Annotated in this window: 15 protein-coding genes; 8 read left to right on the forward strand and 7 right to left on the reverse strand. The window is 71.9% G+C overall.

Annotated features, from left to right (window positions below; all coding sequences use genetic code 11):
• Positions 1–1371: glycosyltransferase family 39 protein (locus tag GT354_RS47035; RefSeq protein WP_346012500.1), on the reverse strand; the 1371-nt coding region annotated here is incomplete at its 3' end.
• Entirely contained in the window at positions 1368–2612 is a 1245-nt protein-coding gene (locus tag GT354_RS47040) for a glycosyltransferase (RefSeq protein WP_161363858.1), read from the reverse strand. The genes GT354_RS47035 and GT354_RS47040, both read right to left, overlap by 4 nt.
• 282 nt (positions 2613–2894) lie before the next feature.
• On the opposite strand from GT354_RS47040, the gene GT354_RS47045 reads away from it, so the two are divergent.
• Complete coding sequence (locus GT354_RS47045; RefSeq protein WP_161363860.1) at positions 2895–3791, forward strand: alpha/beta hydrolase; 897 nt, start codon at positions 2895–2897, stop codon at positions 3789–3791.
• Positions 3792–3918: 127 nt separating this feature from the next.
• On the opposite strand, the gene GT354_RS47050 is transcribed toward GT354_RS47045, so the two are convergent.
• Both GT354_RS47050 and GT354_RS47055 read right to left on the reverse strand, forming a co-directional pair.
• Positions 3919–5286, reverse strand: coding sequence for a HAMP domain-containing sensor histidine kinase (locus tag GT354_RS47050; protein WP_161363862.1), 1368 nt, complete (start codon positions 5284–5286; stop codon positions 3919–3921).
• Positions 5286–6014: a response regulator transcription factor gene (locus tag GT354_RS47055; RefSeq protein ID WP_161363864.1), complete on the reverse strand. Its 729-nt coding sequence runs from the start codon at positions 6012–6014 to the stop codon at positions 5286–5288. Before GT354_RS47055 ends, GT354_RS47050 begins: the two co-directional genes overlap by 1 nt.
• 334 nt (positions 6015–6348) lie before the next feature.
• Between GT354_RS47055 and GT354_RS47060 the strand changes: the two genes are divergently transcribed.
• Positions 6349–7098, forward strand: a complete 750-nt coding sequence (locus tag GT354_RS47060) for an enoyl-CoA hydratase family protein (protein ID WP_161363879.1) — start codon at positions 6349–6351, stop codon at positions 7096–7098.
• On the forward strand, positions 7095–7751 hold the full coding sequence (locus GT354_RS47065) for an alpha-ketoglutarate-dependent dioxygenase AlkB (RefSeq protein WP_161363866.1): 657 nt from the start codon (positions 7095–7097) through the stop codon (positions 7749–7751). The genes GT354_RS47060 and GT354_RS47065 overlap by 4 nt, the downstream gene beginning before the upstream one ends.
• 53 nt (positions 7752–7804) lie before the next feature.
• Here the strand turns inward: GT354_RS47065 and GT354_RS47070 are convergent, their stop codons facing one another.
• Positions 7805–8593: a hypothetical protein gene (locus tag GT354_RS47070; RefSeq protein ID WP_161363867.1), complete on the reverse strand. Its 789-nt coding sequence runs from the start codon at positions 8591–8593 to the stop codon at positions 7805–7807.
• Between the two features lie 142 nt (positions 8594–8735).
• On the reverse strand, positions 8736–9368 hold the full coding sequence (locus GT354_RS47075; protein WP_161363869.1) for a TetR/AcrR family transcriptional regulator: 633 nt from the start codon (positions 9366–9368) through the stop codon (positions 8736–8738).
• A 78-nt stretch (positions 9369–9446) separates the two neighbouring features.
• Here GT354_RS47075 and GT354_RS47080 point away from each other — a divergent pair, with 78 nt between their 5' ends.
• From GT354_RS47080 to GT354_RS47100, 5 genes are all read left to right on the forward strand, one after another.
• Positions 9447–11057, forward strand: a complete 1611-nt coding sequence (locus tag GT354_RS47080; RefSeq protein WP_161363881.1) for a carboxyl transferase domain-containing protein — start codon at positions 9447–9449, stop codon at positions 11055–11057.
• Between the two features lie 11 nt (positions 11058–11068).
• Positions 11069–13081, forward strand: coding sequence for a biotin carboxylase N-terminal domain-containing protein (locus tag GT354_RS47085; protein ID WP_161363871.1), 2013 nt, complete (start codon positions 11069–11071; stop codon positions 13079–13081).
• Positions 13078–14130, forward strand: coding sequence for a hydroxymethylglutaryl-CoA lyase (locus GT354_RS47090; protein WP_161363873.1), 1053 nt, complete (start codon positions 13078–13080; stop codon positions 14128–14130). The genes GT354_RS47085 and GT354_RS47090 overlap by 4 nt, the downstream gene beginning before the upstream one ends.
• 88 nt (positions 14131–14218) lie before the next feature.
• Entirely contained in the window at positions 14219–15379 is a 1161-nt protein-coding gene (locus GT354_RS47095; protein ID WP_161363883.1) for an acyl-CoA dehydrogenase family protein, read from the forward strand.
• 281 nt (positions 15380–15660) lie between these two features.
• On the forward strand, positions 15661–16452 hold the full coding sequence (locus tag GT354_RS47100; RefSeq protein ID WP_237536149.1) for an SDR family oxidoreductase: 792 nt from the start codon (positions 15661–15663) through the stop codon (positions 16450–16452).
• 34 nt (positions 16453–16486) lie between these two features.
• On the opposite strand, the gene GT354_RS47105 is transcribed toward GT354_RS47100, so the two are convergent.
• Positions 16487–16841, reverse strand: a 355-nt coding sequence (locus tag GT354_RS47105) for a helix-turn-helix domain-containing protein (protein ID WP_161363876.1), incomplete at its 5' end; no start/stop codon positions are given.

Here is a 16841-nt window from a genome sequence, read left to right on the forward strand (position 1 = left end):
CAGCGCGACCCCGGCCGCGACTCCGCCCGCCAACACCACCGGGCGCAGCCACGGATGCCAATCGGGCGTGCGGTCCAAAAGCCGGTAGGCCCACCACGCGCTGACCGCCGCGGTCGCCCCCGCGACCGCCGCGGCCCGCAGCACCTCGCGCCGTTCCCACAACAGCGCCGCGCCCATCGCCACCACCGCGGCGATGGCCGGGGCGAGCGCGATGTTGTAGTAGGCGTGGAAGATGCCCGCCATGTAGCTGAAGACCAGCCCCGTGGTCAGCAACCAGCCGCCCCACAACATCACGGCAGCCCGCGCGGGATCGGTCCGCGGCGCGCGCCGGGTCAGCCACAACCCCACCGCGAGCAGGATCAGCGCGGTCGGCAGCAGCCACGAGATCTGTCCGCCCATCTCGGAATTGAACAACCGGTTCCACCCGGTCTCGCCCCACGACCCGCCGCGGGCGCCCCCACCGGGGCCGCCGCCACCGCCCACACTGCCCGTCTCGTCACCGTTGAGCCGGCCCAAACCGTTGTAGCCGAGCGTGAGTTCCAGGATCGAATTGTGCTGTGAACCGCCGATGTAGGGACGCGAGGACTCGGGCCACAGCTCGACGATCGCGATCCACCACCCACCCGCGACGATCAGCGCGAGGCCCGACCACAGCAACTGCCGCACGCGGTGCCAGACTCCGGTCGGCGCCAGCGCGAGATACACCACAGCCAGCGGCGGAACGATCACGAACGCCTGCAACATCTTGGCCAGGAAGGCGAATCCCACGCACGCGCCCGCCAGTACGAGCCACCGCGTGCTCGCGCTCTCCTGTGCCCGCAGCACCGCGTAGGCGGCGATCGTCAGCAGCAGGACCAACAGCGCGTCGGGATTGTTGAACCGAAACATCAGCGCGGCCACCGGCGTCAGCGCCAGGATCGCGCCCGCCAACAGGGCCGCCCACGCGGGGAACCGGCGCCGGACCGCGGCGTACAACACCGCCACCGTGGCGACGCCGGCCAACGCCTGCGGGACCAGGATGCTCCACGCGTTGACCCCGAAGATCCGCGCCGACAGGCCCATCACCCACAGCGAGGCCGGGGTCTTGTCGACGGTGATCGAGTTGCCCGCGTCCGAGGAGCCGAAGAAGAACGCCTTCCAACTCTCGGTACCGGCCTGAACGGCCGCCGAATAGAACGAGTTCGCCCACCCCGAAGCGCCCAGGCCCCAGCAGTACAGCACGCCGGTCGCCACCAGGAGCAGCACGAACGCGGGGCGCACCCAGGGCGCGTCGCTCTCGTGCCCGCGAACCCACCGCAGATACCAGGGTTTGGCGTCGCCGACCCGCGCCGGCGACGAGGGGAACGGCAACGGCGTCACGACGGCGCTCACGCGAGATCACCCGAAGCGGAGTCCGCCATCGCCACCGATCCCGGCGCGGGACCCGAAGCCCCGGCCCCTCCCGCCGCCCGAAACACCCACACCCGCAACAACAAGAACCGCACCACCGTCGCCACCACCCCGGCCCCGATCAACACACCCAACTCGACCGCCCGTGCGGGCCTTTCCACCGCCGCGTGCAGCCCGGCCAGTGCCGCGCTGCTCAATCCCAGACCGACCAGGAACGCCAGGCCGCCCTGCGCCTGATGCGTCCACGCGCCCGCTCTTCCGCGCACCCCGAACGTCCACCGCCGATTCGCCGCCGTGTTCGCGATCGTGGTCGCCGTCAGGGCGAGCGCGTTCGCCGCGAGCGCGCCCGTGCCGCCGCGCAGGAGCACGTAGAGCAGCAGGTGCGCCAGTGTGCTGAGCACGCCGATCACCGCGAAACTGGGCAACTGCGCGCGCATGCCGCGCGGCAGGCGCGCGTGCGCGACGCGCGGCGGCACCGCGACCCGAAACGTCCCGGCCGCGATCCGCCGGGCCACGCGCGCCATGCCGCGCAGGTCGTCGAGTGCGGTGCGCACCACGTTCACCCGGCTGTCCGGATCGTCCGTCCAATCGACCGGCACCTCGTGGATGCGCAGACCGTTGCGCTCGGCGAGCAGCAGGAGTTCGGTGTCGAAGAACCACTCCTCGTCGTGTACGTGCGGCAGCAGCGCCTGGGCGACCACCGTGCGCGCGGCCTTGAACCCGCACTGCGCGTCGGAGAAGCGGGCCGCGAACACGCCGCGCAGCAAGAGGTTGTAGGAGCGAGAGACCACCTCGCGCCGCGGCCCGCGCACGACTTCGGCCGAACGAACCAGCCGAGTCCCGATCGCGAGGTCGCTGTGCCCGCTGACCAGCGGCGCGACCAGCGGCAGGAACGCGTCCAGGTCGGTGGACAGATCGACGTCCATGTAGGCCACGACGTCGGCGTCCGACGCGGCCCAGGTCTTGCGCAGCGCCCGACCCCGGCCCTTTTCGTCCAGGTGTACCGCGCGTACGTGCGGGAGTTCGCGGGCCAGCTCGCCCGCGACCCGCCAGGTCGCGTCGGTGCTGGCGTTGTCCGCGATCACGATGCGGAAGGCGTACGGGAAGGCGCTCAGGAGGTAGTCGTGCAGGCGTCGGATGCTCGCGGCCAGGACATGCGCCTCGTTGTACACGGGGACCACCACGTCCACGATCCGCGTGCGAATCGGTGTCGTCAGGCTCATGTCCCCGACGGTGTCCACGCGGACTGGGAGCCGTCTGAGCTGATTCTTAACGCGCGATGAGAAATCTCCCGGGCCGCACGCCGCCGGCCGGTACGCCCGCGCCGGCGGGGCCCACGCCTCGCGCCGCCGACGCGGACGCGGGCCGCGGAGACGAGCGATCGTCGAAGCCGGTCTTTCTCCCGGCCCACGACGCGTTTCTTGCCTTGGGACGGCGATCTCACGCTCCGGGACGCCTATGCTCCGGATGACCGGTACATCGATCCGGAGATCCGGAGGCCACACATGAACACCTCGGCGGGCAGGTCGGTCGACGCGGACTCCGGTCAACCGTTCGTGGAGGCCCTGGAGATCGCGGCCGGCGGCTGGGTGTTCAGCGCCCGCGTCGCCGGACCGGCCGACGGGCGGCCGGTGTTGCTGCTGCACGGATTCCCGCAGACGTCCGCGTCCTGGACCGCGCAGTTGCTCGCGCTGGCCCGGGCCGGCCACCGCGCGGTCGCCTTCGACCAGCGCGGCTACTCGGCGGGCGCGCGTCCGCCGCAGGAATCCGCCTACGGGCGCGACGCGTTGGTGGGCGACGTGCTCGCGGTCCTGGACGCACTGGGCGTGGACCGGGTGGACCTGGTCGGCCACGACTGGGGCGGCGCGCTGGCCTGGCAGGTCGCCGGCCTGCATCCGGAGCGGCTGCGCACGCTCACGGTGGTGTCCACGCCGCACCCGAAGGCGTTGGCGTCGGCGGTGCGCGACGAGACCTCGGGACAACGCGACCGATCGGCCTACATCCACCTCTTCCGAACCCGGGGCACCGCCGAGGAACGCCTGCTCGCCGACGACGCGGCCTACTTGCGCGCGGCCTTCGCGACGCTGCCGTCCGAGTCCGCCGAGCGCTACCTCGCGGTCCTGCGCGAGCCGGGCGCGCTCACCGCCGCGCTGAACTGGTACCGGGCGATAGATCCCAGGACGCTGCGCGAGATCGGCGAGATCGACACGCCGACGCTGTACGTGTGGAGCGACCGGGACACCGCGTTCGGCCGCGCGGGCGCCGAGGCCACGGCCGCCGCGGTCGCGGGCCCGTACCGCTTCGAGGAGATCACGGGCGTGGACCACTGGGTCCCGGAAAACGGAGCCCAGGCCCTGAACACCGCCCTGCTGGCACACCTGGCGGAGTTCGCCGACGCCTAGCGACGCCTTCCGGCCGCCACCGCCGACGCGTGACTCCGGCCGGCGACCCAAGGCACCAACGCCCAACGCCCCCCGACGCCAACGCCCAATGCCACCCCCGGGCACCAACGCCCGACGCGGGCGCCCGCTAAGCCGCCGTCCCCGGCAGTCGTATGCGGGCAACGGTGCCGCCACCCGAGGCCGGCTCAAGGGTGATCGTGCCGCCCGCGTCGGCCACCGTGCGGGCCACGATCGCCAGCCCCAGGCCCGAGCCCGGAAGCCCGCGGGCGGCGGCAGCGCGCCAAAAGCGTTCGAACACGTAGGGAACGTCCGCCGGAGCGATCCCCGGACCGTGGTCGCGCACCGTCAACTCGCCGTCGCGCAGCCGCACCTCGACCAGGCCCTCGGCTCCGCCGAACTTGAGCGCGTTGTCGAGCAGGTTGACCACCGCCCGCTCCAGCGCGGCGGGCTCGCCACGCACCTGCCACGGCTGGACGTCCACCTCGATCCGCGCGTTCGGCGCCCGCAACGAGGCCCGCTCGACCGCACGACGAATCGCCCGATCCAGCGCGGCCGACGTGGTCGGCGGCTCGCTGGGGACGTTCTCCGGTCGCGCGAGCAGCAGCAAATCACCGACCAGGTCCGAGAGTTCGACCAACTGCGCGTTGACGTTGCGCAGCAGGCGTTCCTTGTCGGCGGGCGGAATCGGCCGACCGGTGCGCTCGCTGCGCAACAGCAGATCGGCGTTGGTGCGCAAGGACGTGAGCGGGGTGCGCAGTTCGTGCCCGGCGTCGGCGATCAGCCGCTGCTGGCGTAGCCGCGACGCCTTGAGCGAAGCGGTCATCGCGTTGAACGACGCGCCCAGGCGGGCGATCTCGTCCCGGCCCGCGACCGGGATCACGGTGTCCAGATCGTCGGTCCGGGCGACGTGTTCGGCCGCGTCGGTGAGCCGGTCCACCGGCTTGAGCGCGGCCCGGGCCACCAGCAACCCCATCGTCGCCGCGCCCAGGATCCCGATCGCGCAGACCACGGTGAGCCACACCGCGAGGCTGTCGAGCGAGTCCTCGATCTCCCCCAGCGGTCGCGAGATCGACACGGCGGTGTCCCGGCCGACATGGCGGGTCAGCACCCGCACCGAGTTGCCGTCGACGTCCTTCGCGTCGTGGAAGACCATCTGCCTGGTGCCCACCGCCACCGCGACGTCCTCGGCGTCGATCGGCACCGACTTGCCGCCACGCTGGGTGCAGTAGCGCCCGCTCGCCTGGACCACCTGATAGGTGAGCAGGCCGCGTTGGAACTCCGGCGGCGCGGCATGGCTGCAGATCTCCTCGAACGACGTGGCGTTGCGCGGACCCATCAGCGGAGCGGCGGTCGTCTGGAGCGTGCGATCGAGTTGAGCGCGCAGCTGATTGCGCGTCAACACCCAACACGTGACGGACGCCACCGCGACCGCGAGGGTCACGGCGAGCGCGGTGAGCAGCGCGAGGCGGGCGCGCAGGGGCAGGTGACGATGCATCAGACGGGCGTCTCCGGCGAACGCAGCACGTAGCCGACGCCGCGCACGGTGTGCACGAGTCGGGGCAGGCCGCCCGCCTCGGTCTTGCGGCGTAGGTACATCACGTACACGTCCAACGAATTCGACGCGGGCTCGAAGTCGAACCCCCATACGTTGCGCAGGATCTGTTCACGCGTCAGTACCTGCCGCGGGTGGTTCAACAGGAGTTCGAGCAGGGTGTACTCGGTGCGAGTCAGCTCGATCGATCGGCCGGCGCGGGTGACCTCGCGCGACGCGTTGTCCATCCGCAGATCGGCGAACGCGAGCGCGTCGTCGGCGCCGCCGGTGCCGGCCATCGCGCTGCGGCGCAGCAGCGCGCGCACCCGGGCGAGCAGCTCGTCCAGATCGAACGGCTTGACCAGGTAGTCGTCGGCGCCGGCGTCGAGACCGGTGACCCGGTCGCCGACCGCGTCGCGCGCGGTGAGCATCAGGACCGGCAGCGTGTCCCCTCGGGCGCGCAGTCGACGACACGCGGTCAGTCCGTCCATGCGCGGCATCAGCACGTCCAGCAGCACGAGGTCGGGCTCGTCGCCCGCGATGGCGCTGAGCGCGGCCACGCCCTCGCCCGCGAGAGTGACTCGATATCCCTCGAAACGCAGGCTGGTCTCCAAGGCCTCGCGGACGGCGGGCTCGTCGTCCACCACCAGGATGTGCGGCGGGCTTGCGGGGTCGGCGGCGGAGGGCGTCATGACGGGCGGCTCCTTGTTCGAACGGCGGCCGAGGCCACTACAGCGGGTGGCCTTACGGTCGCACGCGGACACGCTCGCTGGGACGGGAAGCCGATCATGTCGTCCGGACGGCGGGTTCGGCGTCCTGGGTCGGGGGCGCGCCGTCGACCGGACGCGACGGTCGACCTGAGGAAAACATGCGCTCCCAACATGAAAGGAGCATGAACGTGACACACAACGATCGTCTCCGACCGGCTCGTGCCAGGATCGACACGTGTATCGGTCCGGGCGATCCTCGGCCGGACCACTCGACCCGCGAGCCTGGAGGAACACCGTGGATGCCGATCCGGTACGGATGAACCTGGACGAGGGGATCGCGACGATCACGCTCGATGCGCCGGCCAACCGCAACGCGCTGTCGGCGCGCCTGGTGGCGAGCCTGCGGCATCACCTCGCCGAGGCGGGCGTGGACGAGCGGGTTCGGGCGATCGTGCTCACGCACACCGGACCGACCTTCTGTTCGGGCATGGACCTGCGCGAGGCGGCCGAGGGCGGCATGGCGCACGGAGCCGAGCAGTTGCTCGCGCTGCTGCGCCTGGTGGTCGAGGTGCCGGTGCCGGTGGTCGCGCACCTGCGCGGCAACGCGCGCGCCGGCGGGATCGGCCTGCTCGGCGCGGCCGACGTGGCGATCGCGCCCGCGCAGGCCACGTTCGCGTTCACCGAGGCCAGGCTCGGGCTCAGCCCGGCGGTGATCTCGTTGACGACGGTGCCGCGGATGGACCCGCGGTCGGTGTCGCGCTACTTCCTGACCGGTGACGTGTTCGACGGCGTCGAGGCGGAGCGGATGGGCCTGCTCACTCGCGCGGTGGACGGCGTGGAAGGCACGGACGACGCGGTCGCCGCGCTGCTCGCGTCGTTTCGGTTGTGCTCGCGACAGGGCCTGGTCGAGTCGAAGAAGCTGACCGTGCGCGAACTGGTGGCCGGGTTCGACCGCGACGGCGGCGCGCTCGCGCGGCGCTCCGCCGAGTTGTTCGCGTCCGACGACGCGACCGAGGGCATGGCTGCCTTCCGCGAGAAGCGCCCGCCGCACTGGGCGGCCACGTGAGCGACGGGCTCTTCCCGCTGCCGCGCGACCGGGCCGAACTGTCGCCCGGCGCGTGGCACGTCCCCGACTGGCTGTCGCTCGACGAGCAGCGCGAACTGGTCGTGGCGGCCCGCGAGTGGGCCGCGCCGCCGGCCGGCATGCGACACGTGGTGATGCCCTCGGGAGGGGTGATGAGCGTGCGCAGCGTGAGCCTGGGGCTGTACTGGGAGCCGTACCGCTACCTCGACCGACTGCCGGACGGCACCGCGGTCAAGGCGTTCCCGGCGGTACTGGGCGAGTTGGCGGCGCGCGCGGTGCGCGACGTGTACGGCCCGACGTCGCTGCCGGACGACGCCTACGACATCGGGCTGGTCAACTTCTACGACGCGCGGGCCCGGATGGGCCTGCACCGCGACGCGGACGAGGCGTCGCTCGCGCCGGTGGTGTCGCTGAGTATCGGCGACGCGTGCGTGTTTCGCTTCGGCAACACCGAGACCCGTACCCGCCCGTGGACCGACATCGAACTGCGCGGCGGCGACCTGGTGGTCTTCGGCGGACCGTCCCGCCTGGCCTACCACGGCGTACCGAAGACCCTCCCCGGCACCGGCGACCCGCGCACAGGGCTCGCCGCGGGCCGACTGAACATCACGATCCGAGCGTCGGGCCGGCGGTAACGCCGGACCGCGCGCGGTCCGGACCAAGACGCGGCAGGGTCACGGCCGGGCCGTCACCGGATCGCCTTGAGCTTGTCCACCTGCTTGCGGACCACGGACTGGTCGGGGAGGGCGAAGGCTCGGCTGCTCACCTCGACGTAGACGAACTCGGTGACCACGTTGCCGACCCGCACGATCGTGTAGCCGGACGGGATGCTCTGGCCGCCGACAGCGGTGTCCAGGCGCAGCGATACCGATTCGTCGCCCAGGTGCGGGTCCGAGCGCGAGGACACCGTGTAGGTCACGGTGACCCCGTCCTTGGCCCCGGTGAAGGACGAGCACGCGTCGATCGCCGCGATGCCGTCGCTCAGGATGCGCTGCGCCTGGCCCGGGGCGAAGGACGCGATCACCGCCGCGTTCGTGCCCTTCGAGGCCGACGCGAGCGAGTAGGTGATGCTCTTGTGGGCGTGTGGCTTGACCGTGCCGGCGTTGATGGTGACCAGGTCCATCATCGGGCGACAGGCCGCCTTTTCGGCGACCGGCTCCGCGCCGCCGGTGGGCAGTGCTTCGACACTGGAGCCGGCCGGAAGATCGGCGGTGGTCAGCACCGCGCCGTCCAGTTGCTCCTGGGTGGGGACGAGGTCGAGTTGCCGCTTGGACGACGTCGGCGCGGGCGAACCCGAGCGGGTCGGTCCGCCCGTCGACCCGCCCGTCGGCTGCGGCGCCGACGTGCTCGGCGCCTTGAGTACATCGCCCAGCGGGCCCGAATCCTCGGAACCGCACCCACCGACCCCCAGCAGGGCGGCCGCGGTCGCGACCGCGACGAGCGGCAGGCGGGAACGCGTGGTTCGCGAAGTGCGCATCGGCTTGGTATCTCCCCCGAGAGGTGCGTGAACGGCGACCCAACGCTACTGGGCGCACCGGCGCGCCACGCCCGAGCCGCTGCCTCGGCGCCCGGCGACGACTCGCCCGGCCCGGGTGGCACGTCCGTTCGCGCACCGAACGTCAAGCGGGGTCGGGCGCGTCCGTCACCGAGCCGACCCGCGTCGTTTCGGTCACCGACCCGGCCCCCACCGTTTCCGTCGCCGCCGCCGAAAGCGCCGCGCCCGCCATCCGTCCCAGGACCGGCGACAGGATGCGCTGTGGCGTCTTGAGCGTGTGTGGCGTCGAGTTGATCAGCCCGAACGTCGCGTGTACGGCCGCTCGCGCGTGTCGGTCGTCCGGCCAGGTCGGGTAGGCGCGCAGGGCCACCTCGACCCAGATCTCGACGTAGGCGCGCTGGAGCCGCCGGATGCGGTGTCGATCCTGCACCGGGACCTGATTGAGCGCGTGGTCGTGCAGGGTGATCAGATCCGGGTGCCGCAGCGCGAACTCGACCTGACCGCTGATCAGCCCGGCGAGCGCCGCGCCCGGCTCCTCGATCGCCGCGCGCTCGCGGCCCCTGGCCAAAAGCTGCTCGCTGATGTCGACCAAGAGCTCGGTCAACATCGCCTCCTTGCCGCGGAAGTGCTTGTACAGCGCGGGCCCACTGATTCCCACCGCCGCGCCGATGTCGTCCATGCCCACGCTCTGGTAGCCGCGCTCGGCGAACAGGCGGGCGGCCACCCGCAGGATCTGATCACGACGGCTCACGGTCATGTGTCCATGCTAGACACCCGGATTAATCGTGGTTAACCTCGGGGGCAGGTGAACGACCATTAACCTGAGACGGTGGCCATGGAAAGCGTGCTCGGCACTGCTGCCGACCCCGGCACGGAGTCGTATCAAGCGAACGAGGCCGCACACGAGCGTGCCGTCGGACAACTGCGCGAGCGCCTCGCCGGCGCCGCCCGAGGCGGCGGCGAGCGGGCCCGCGAACGGCACACCGCGCGCGGCAAACTGCTCCCGCGCGACCGCGTGGAGACCCTGCTCGACCCCGGCACGCCCTTCCTGGAGGTCGCGCCGCTGGCCGCCGACGGGATGTACGGCGGCGACGCGCCCGCCGCGGGCATCATCGCCGGCGTCGGTCGAGTCGCCGGGCGCGAGTGCGTGATCGCCGCCAACGACGCGACCGTCAAGGGCGGCACGTACTACCCGATGACGGTCAGGAAACACCTGCGGGCGCAGGAGATCGCCCTGGAGAACCGCCTCCCGTGCCTGTATCTGGTCGACTCCGGCGGTGCGTTCCTGCCCATGCAGGACGAAGTCTTCCCCGACCGCGACCACTTCGGCCGGATCTTCTACAACCAGGCGCAGATGTCCGCGCGCGGCATCCCGCAGATCTCCGCCGTGCTCGGCTCGTGCACCGCCGGCGGCGCGTACGTGCCGGCGATGAGCGACGAGACGGTGATCGTGCGCGACCAGGGCACGATCTTCCTCGGCGGCCCGCCGCTCGTGAAGGCCGCGACCGGCGAGGTGGTCACCGCCGAGCAACTGGGCGGGGGAGACGTACACGCCCGGATCTCCGGCGTCGTGGACCACCTGGCCGCCGACGACAAGGACGCGCTGCGCATCGTCCGCGACATCGTGGGCACCTTCGGCGCCAGGCCGGACCTGCCGTGGGACGTGCGCGAGGTCGAGCCCCCGGCCGTCGACCCCGCCGGGCTGTACGGCGTCGTCCCTCCCGACGCGCGTACTCCCTACGACGTGCACGAGGTGATCGCGCGGATCGTCGACGGCTCGCGCTTCCACGAGTTCAAGGGCGAGTACGGCACGACCCTGGTCACCGGCTTCGCCCGCATCCACGGACACCCCGTGGGGATCGTGGCCAACAACGGCATCCTGTTCGCCGAATCGGCGGTCAAGGGCGCGCACTTCATCGAACTGTGCGACCAGCGCGGCATCCCGCTCGTCTTCCTCCAGAACATCACCGGCTTCATGGTCGGCAAGGACTACGAACACGGCGGCATCGCCAAACACGGCGCCAAGATGGTCACCGCGGTGGCCACCACGCGCGTGCCCAAGCTGACCGTGGTCGTCGGCGGTTCGCACGGCGCGGGCAACTACTCGATGTGCGGACGCGCGTACAGTCCGCGCTTCCTGTGGATGTGGCCCACCGCGAAGATCTCGGTGATGGGCGGCGAACAGGCCGCGACCGTGCTCGCCACGGTCAAGCGCGACCAGATCGAAGCGCGCGGCGAAAGCTGGGACGGCGCCGACGAGGACGCGTTCAAGCAGCCGATCCGCGATCAGTACGACGCACAGGGCAACGCCTACTACGCGACCGCCCGGCTGTGGGACGACGGGATCATCGACCCGCTCGACACCCGCACGGTGCTGGGGTTGGCGCTCACGGCCTGTGGCAACGCGCCGCTCGCCGAGCCGCGCTTCGGTCTGTTCCGGATGTGAGGGGTCACGACGTGTTCGAGGCAGTACTGGTCGCCAACCGCGGCGAGATCGCGGTCCGGGTGATTCGCACGCTGCGCCGCCTGGGCGTGCGCGCGGTCACCGTCCACGGGCCCGGCGACGCCGACGCGCGGCACGTGCACGAGGCCGACACGGCGGTCGAGGTGCCCGGCTATCTGGACATCGACGCGGTGGTCGCCGCCGCGCTGCGTGCCGGCGCGCAGGCGATCCACCCCGGCTACGGATTCCTGTCCGAGAACGCCGCGTTCGCGGCGGCGGTGGAGCGGGCCGGGTTGGTGTTCGTCGGTCCGCCGGCGGGCGTGATCGAGCTGATGGGCGACAAGATCCGGGCCAAGGAGACGGTCGCGGCCTTCGGCGTGCCCGTCGTGCCCGGTACCGGCGCACCCGGCATGAGTGACGAACAACTCGCCGACGAGGCCCGCAAGATCGGCTTCCCCGTACTGATCAAGCCGTCGGCGGGCGGCGGCGGCAAGGGCATGCGCCTGGTCCGCACCGACGACGTGCTGGCCGAGGAGATCGCCGCCGCTCGGCGCGTGGCCAAGGGCGCGTTCGGCGACGACACGCTTTTGATCGAGCGCTGGATCGACCGACCGCGGCACATCGAGATCCAGGTCCTCGCCGACACCCACGGCACGGTCGTGCACCTGGGCGAGCGCGAGTGCAGCCTGCAACGCCGGCACCAGAAGATCATCGAGGAGGCCCCCTCGGTCCTGCTCGACGTGGACACCCGGATCGCGATGGGCGCCGCCGCCGTGCGCGCCGCGCGCGCCTGCGGCTATGTCGGCGCGGGCACGATCGAGTTCATCGTGCCGAGCGAGGACCCGAGTTCCTTCTACTTCATGGAGATGAACACCCGGCTCCAGGTCGAGCACCCGGTCACCGAACTCGTGACGCGCGTCGACCTCGTCGAGAGCCAACTGCGGATCGCGGCCGGCGCCGCGATCGGCAAGTCCGACGTGACCATGCACGGACACGCGATCGAGGCCCGGATCTACGCCGAGGACCCCGACCGGGGCTTCCTGCCCACCGGCGGACGGGTGTTGACCCTGAGCGAGCCCGATATCGAGGGTGTAAGGATCGACTCCGGGCTGCGCGAGGGCGGCGAGATCGGCAGCACGTACGACCCGATGCTCGCCAAGGTGATCGCCTACGGCGAGGACCGGGCCACCGCGATCGCGCGGCTGCGCGCGGCGCTGGCCGGCACGCGTGTGCTCGGCGTCACCACCAACCTCGGGTTCCTGTACCGACTCCTCGGCGACCCGGACGTGGCCGCGGGCGACATCGACACCGGCCTCGTCGAGGCCCGGGCCGACGACCTCGTCGGCTTGGCACCGCCTCCCGAGGTGGCGGTCGCCGCGGCGCTCGCGGCCCGGGCCGAGCGGACCGCGACCGGCGGGTGGGCCGACCCGTTCTCGGCGCAGACCGGGTGGCGCGTCGGCGGGCCCGCGTGGGACACGCACGTGCTGCGGATCGGGCCGGGTGAACCGGTCGAGGTCCGGGTGCGCGACGGGCAGGTGTCGGTGGACGGCGGCGAACCGGTGCCGGCCGCCGTACAGGTCGTGCCGGGCGGGCTGTCGGTGAGCCTCGACGGGCTGACCCGACGGTTCGACTACGCGGCCCAGTCGTCCGGTGTGCGGTGGCTCGCGTACGGGCCCGACACGTGGCGGGTGAGCGAGGTCGACACGGTACGGGCCGCGGCGGCGGGCGCCGCGATGGGCAACGGCGCGCTGACGTCGCCGATGCCCGGCACGGTCACCGTGGTCAAGGCCGCGGTCGGGGATCGGGTCACCCGGGGACAGACCGTGGTCGTGGTCGAGGCGATGAAGATGGAACACGCGCTGACCGCGCCCTTCGACGGGGTGGTGACCGAGGTGAGCGCGGTGGTCGGCGCTTCCGTCGCGATGGATCAGACGCTGGCGATCGTCGAGACGGTCGAGGCCGTAGCGGCCGACGGAGCGGATGCGGCGGCGAACGCCGACGCCGACGCGCGGAAGGAGTCCCGATGACACCGCACCTCCCCGACGTGATCCGCGAACCCGACCTGCCCGAGCGGGTGGTGATCCACGAGGTCGGCCCCCGCGACGGGCTACAGAACGAGTCCGGGGTCGTCCCCACCGAGGCCAAGGTCGAGTTCGTCCGCCGACTCGCCCGCGCCGGCCTCGGCACGATCGAGGTGACCAGCTTCGTCCACCCCAAGTGGGTACCCCAACTCGCCGACGCGGCGCAGGTGTTCGCGGCGGTGCGGGCCGACCCCGAGGTCACCGCGTCCGGCCGCCGGCTGCCCGTACTGGTGCCCAACGAACGCGGCCTCGACCGCGCCCTGGAGCTGGGCGCCGAGCAGATCGCGGTGTTCGGCAGCGCCACCGAGACGTTCGCCGCGCGCAACCTCAACCGCACCGTCGAGGCATCGCTCGCGATGTTTCGTCCGGTGGTCGCCCGGGCGACCGACGCCGGCGTGCGTACTCGCGGCTACCTGTCGATGTGCTGGGGCGACCCGTGGGAAGGCCGCGTCCCGCTCGACCGGGTCGTGCGGGTGGGCAAGGCCCTGCTCGACATGGGCTGCGCCCAACTCAGCCTCGGCGACACCATCGGCGTGGCCACACCCGGACACGTCACCGCGTTGCTCACCGCGTTCGTCGAGGCCGGCGTGCCGATCGAGACCCTCGCCGTGCACTTCCACGACAGCTACGGCCAGGCCCTGGCCAACACGCTCGCGGCGCTGCGCCTGGGCGTCACCACCGTCGACGCGTCGGCCGGCGGCCTCGGCGGCTGCCCCTACGCGGAGAGCGCGACCGGCAACCTGGCCACCGAGGACCTCGTGTGGATGCTGCACGGCCTGGGCATCGAGACCGGCGTGCACCTGGGCGAACTGGTCGCCACGAGCGAATGGATGGCCGACCTGCTCGGCCGCCCCAGCCCTTCGCGCGCAGTACAGGCCCTCGCGGGCCGCCACGTCGACGCGCACGGCCTGGTCCTGCCACCGAAAGCCGACGGACCGAACACCGAAGGGCCGAAAGCCGACCGCCCGGACACCGACCGGCCGAACACCGACTGACGGCCGCCCCCGCGGCCGAGCCACCCACCGGGTCACCACCGCCACGAGCGAGGTAGCCCGTCCCACCCAACCCGGGAGCCCGACCATGCTGGACCACCGACTCGACGACGAGTACGAGCAACTTCGGCGCACGGTCGCCGAGTTCGCCAAGGACGTGATCGCCCCCGCGATCGGCGAACTGTACGAGAAGCACGAATTCCCGTACCGGATCGTTCGCGAGATGGGCCGTATGGGCCTGTTCGGCCTGCCGTTCCCCGAGGAGTACGGCGGCATGGGCGGCGACTACCTCGCGCTGGGGCTGGTCCTGGAGGAACTCGCCCGGGTGGACTCGTCGGTGGCGATCACCCTGGAGGCCGGCGTCTCGCTCGGCGCGATGCCCATCTTCCGGTTCGGCACCGAGGAGCAGAAGCGGACCTGGCTGCCGCGGCTGACCAGTGGCGAGATCCTCGGCGCCTTCGGCCTCACCGAGCCCGGCGGCGGCTCCGACGCCGGCGCGACCCGCACCACCGCGCGCCTCGACGAGGACACCAACGAGTGGGTGATCAACGGCGGCAAGTGCTTCATCACCAACTCCGGCACCGACATCACCGGCTTCGTCACGGTGACGGCGGTGACCGGCACGACCGCCACCGGCGGCAAGGAGATCAGCACCGTCATCGTGCCGTCGGGCACGCCGGGCTTCACGGTCGCGCCGCCCTACTCCAAGGTCGGCTGGAACTGCTCGGACACCCGCGAACTGTCCTTCGACGACTGCCGTGTCCCGGCCGCCAACCTGCTCGGCGAACGCGGGCGCGGCTACGCCCAGTTCCTGTCCATCCTCGACGAGGGCCGAGTGGCGATCGCCGCGCTGGCCACGGGACTCGCCCAGGGCTGCGTCGACGAGTCGGTGCGCTACGCCGGCGAACGCGAGGCGTTCGGCCGCCCGATCGGCGCCAACCAGGCCATCGCCTTCAAGCTCGCCGACATGGAACTGAAGGCCCACAACGCCCGGTTGAGCTGGCGCCACGCGGCCTCGCTGCTGGTGCACGGCGAACGCTTCAAGAAGGAGGCCGCGATCGCGAAGCTGTACAGCTCCGAGATCGCGGTCGACAACGCCCGCGACGCCACCCAGATCCACGGCGGCTACGGCTTCATGAACGAATACCCGGTCGCCCGCTTCTGGCGCGACGCGAAGATCCTGGAGATCGGCGAGGGCACGAGCGAGGTCCAGCGGATGCTGATCGCCCGCGAGTTGGGCCTGCCACGCTGACCCGCCCCGCGGCGGCGACCCCGGGGGCCTGCGCCCCACCGCCCCGCCCCCGACCCGAGTGTCGGTGAATTCCCGAGGCCGTCCCGGCTTGCCTACGGCCGGGGCGGCCTTCGTCGTGCTCGGCCCCGGTCTCGTACCCGTGTCGACGGCGACCGTGGGCGATTTCGGCCGATCCGGAGACACCCGGCCGAGCGGGCATGATCATTGACTGAGTCCATCGTTGCGAGGATGGTGTGCGGGTACCGCGATCGTGAGCGGGCGGCGGGCTTTGGGGAGGGCGTATGGCGGGCAGATTCGCGGGGCGCAGGGCGTTGGTCACCGGGGCCAGCCGGGGGATAGGCGCGGCGTTGGCGGTGCGGTTGGCGGCCGAGGGGGCCGACGTGGCGGTGACCGCGCGCACGCTCAGGCAGGGGAACCTGGCCGGATCGCTGGAGCGGACCGAGACGTTGATCGCGCGGCACGGGCGGCGCAGCGCCGTGGTGGTGGCCGATCTGTCGGACGAGTCGCAGCGGGCGCGCATCGTGCCGTCGGCGGAAAACCAGCTCGGGGGGCCGATCGACATCCTCGTCAACAACGCGGCCATGGCCTCCTACGCACCGCTGCGGGTGTATCCGCCGCGCCGCGCGCGCCTGCACTTCGAGGTGAACGTGCTGGCCCCGATGGAACTTTCGCAGGCGGTGGTACCGGGGATGTCCGCGCGCGGCGCGGGCTGGATCGTCAACATCTCCAGCGGCACCGCGCGCCCGTGGCCCGGGCCGCCGTTCGAACTGGGCGTGCTCGGCACCAAGACCGCGGTCTACGGCGCCTCCAAGGCTGCCCTGAACCGGATCACCAACGCGCTGGCCGCGGAACTGTACGGCACCGGCATCCGAGTCAACACGATCGAACCCCGCGCCGCGGTGCTGAGCGAGGGCGCCGAGGAACTGATCGGCGATCAGCTGCGCCCCGATCAGATCGAGACCATGGACCAGATGGTCACGGCCACCCTGGAACTGTGCGACGGCCCGGTCTCGCGCACCGGCGGCGAGTACGTGAGCCTGAAGCTCCTGGAGGACCTGGGCATCCGAGTCTGAACCAAGGACGGCCGACACCGGTGCCGGGCACGCGCTAACGCAGCAGCAGCCGCGCCAGCAGGCGCGTGGTGGGATCCGCCCAGTCCAGGCCGGTGAGCTCGGCCGAGCGGCGGATGCGGTAGCGCAGCGTGTTGGGGTGGATGTGCAGGGCGGCCGCGGCCGCGCGGACGTCGCCCAGCGCGTCCAGCCAGGCCAGCACCGACGCGGTGAACTCGGTGGCGTGCTCCGCGTCGTGCGCCTTGAGGGCGGTCAGCCGCGGATCGCGGATGTGCGGGTGGGCGGCCAGCAACGCCTGGATCTCGCCGTGCAGTACATCCGGCCGCACGTCGGACAGCGCGGCCACCGCCGCGGCCACGCCGCCCGCGAGCATCGCGTCGAGCACCCGGTCG

Origin of the sequence: Streptomyces sp. SID3343 (genome assembly GCF_009865215.1) — a bacterium.
Classification (GTDB): domain Bacteria; phylum Actinomycetota; class Actinomycetes; order Streptomycetales; family Streptomycetaceae; genus Embleya.

Excerpts from the sequence above, each read along its gene's own strand:
- GT354_RS47040 (WP_161363858.1), bottom strand. The coding sequence starts at position 2,612 with ATGAGCCTGACGACACCGATTCGCACGCGGATCGTGGACGTGGTGGTC.
- GT354_RS47045 (WP_161363860.1), top strand. The coding sequence starts at position 2,895 with ATGAACACCTCGGCGGGCAGGTCGGTCGACGCGGACTCCGGTCAACCG.
- GT354_RS47100 (WP_237536149.1), top strand. The coding sequence starts at position 15,661 with ATGGCGGGCAGATTCGCGGGGCGCAGGGCGTTGGTCACCGGGGCCAGC.
- GT354_RS47050 (WP_161363862.1), bottom strand. The coding sequence starts at position 5,286 with ATGCATCGTCACCTGCCCCTGCGCGCCCGCCTCGCGCTGCTCACCGCG.
- GT354_RS47070 (WP_161363867.1), bottom strand. The coding sequence starts at position 8,593 with ATGCGCACTTCGCGAACCACGCGTTCCCGCCTGCCGCTCGTCGCGGTC.
- GT354_RS47060 (WP_161363879.1), top strand. The coding sequence starts at position 6,349 with ATGAACCTGGACGAGGGGATCGCGACGATCACGCTCGATGCGCCGGCC.
- GT354_RS47090 (WP_161363873.1), top strand. The coding sequence starts at position 13,078 with ATGACACCGCACCTCCCCGACGTGATCCGCGAACCCGACCTGCCCGAG.
- GT354_RS47080 (WP_161363881.1), top strand. The coding sequence starts at position 9,447 with ATGGAAAGCGTGCTCGGCACTGCTGCCGACCCCGGCACGGAGTCGTAT.
- GT354_RS47075 (WP_161363869.1), bottom strand. The coding sequence starts at position 9,368 with ATGACCGTGAGCCGTCGTGATCAGATCCTGCGGGTGGCCGCCCGCCTG.
- GT354_RS47055 (WP_161363864.1), bottom strand. The coding sequence starts at position 6,014 with ATGACGCCCTCCGCCGCCGACCCCGCAAGCCCGCCGCACATCCTGGTG.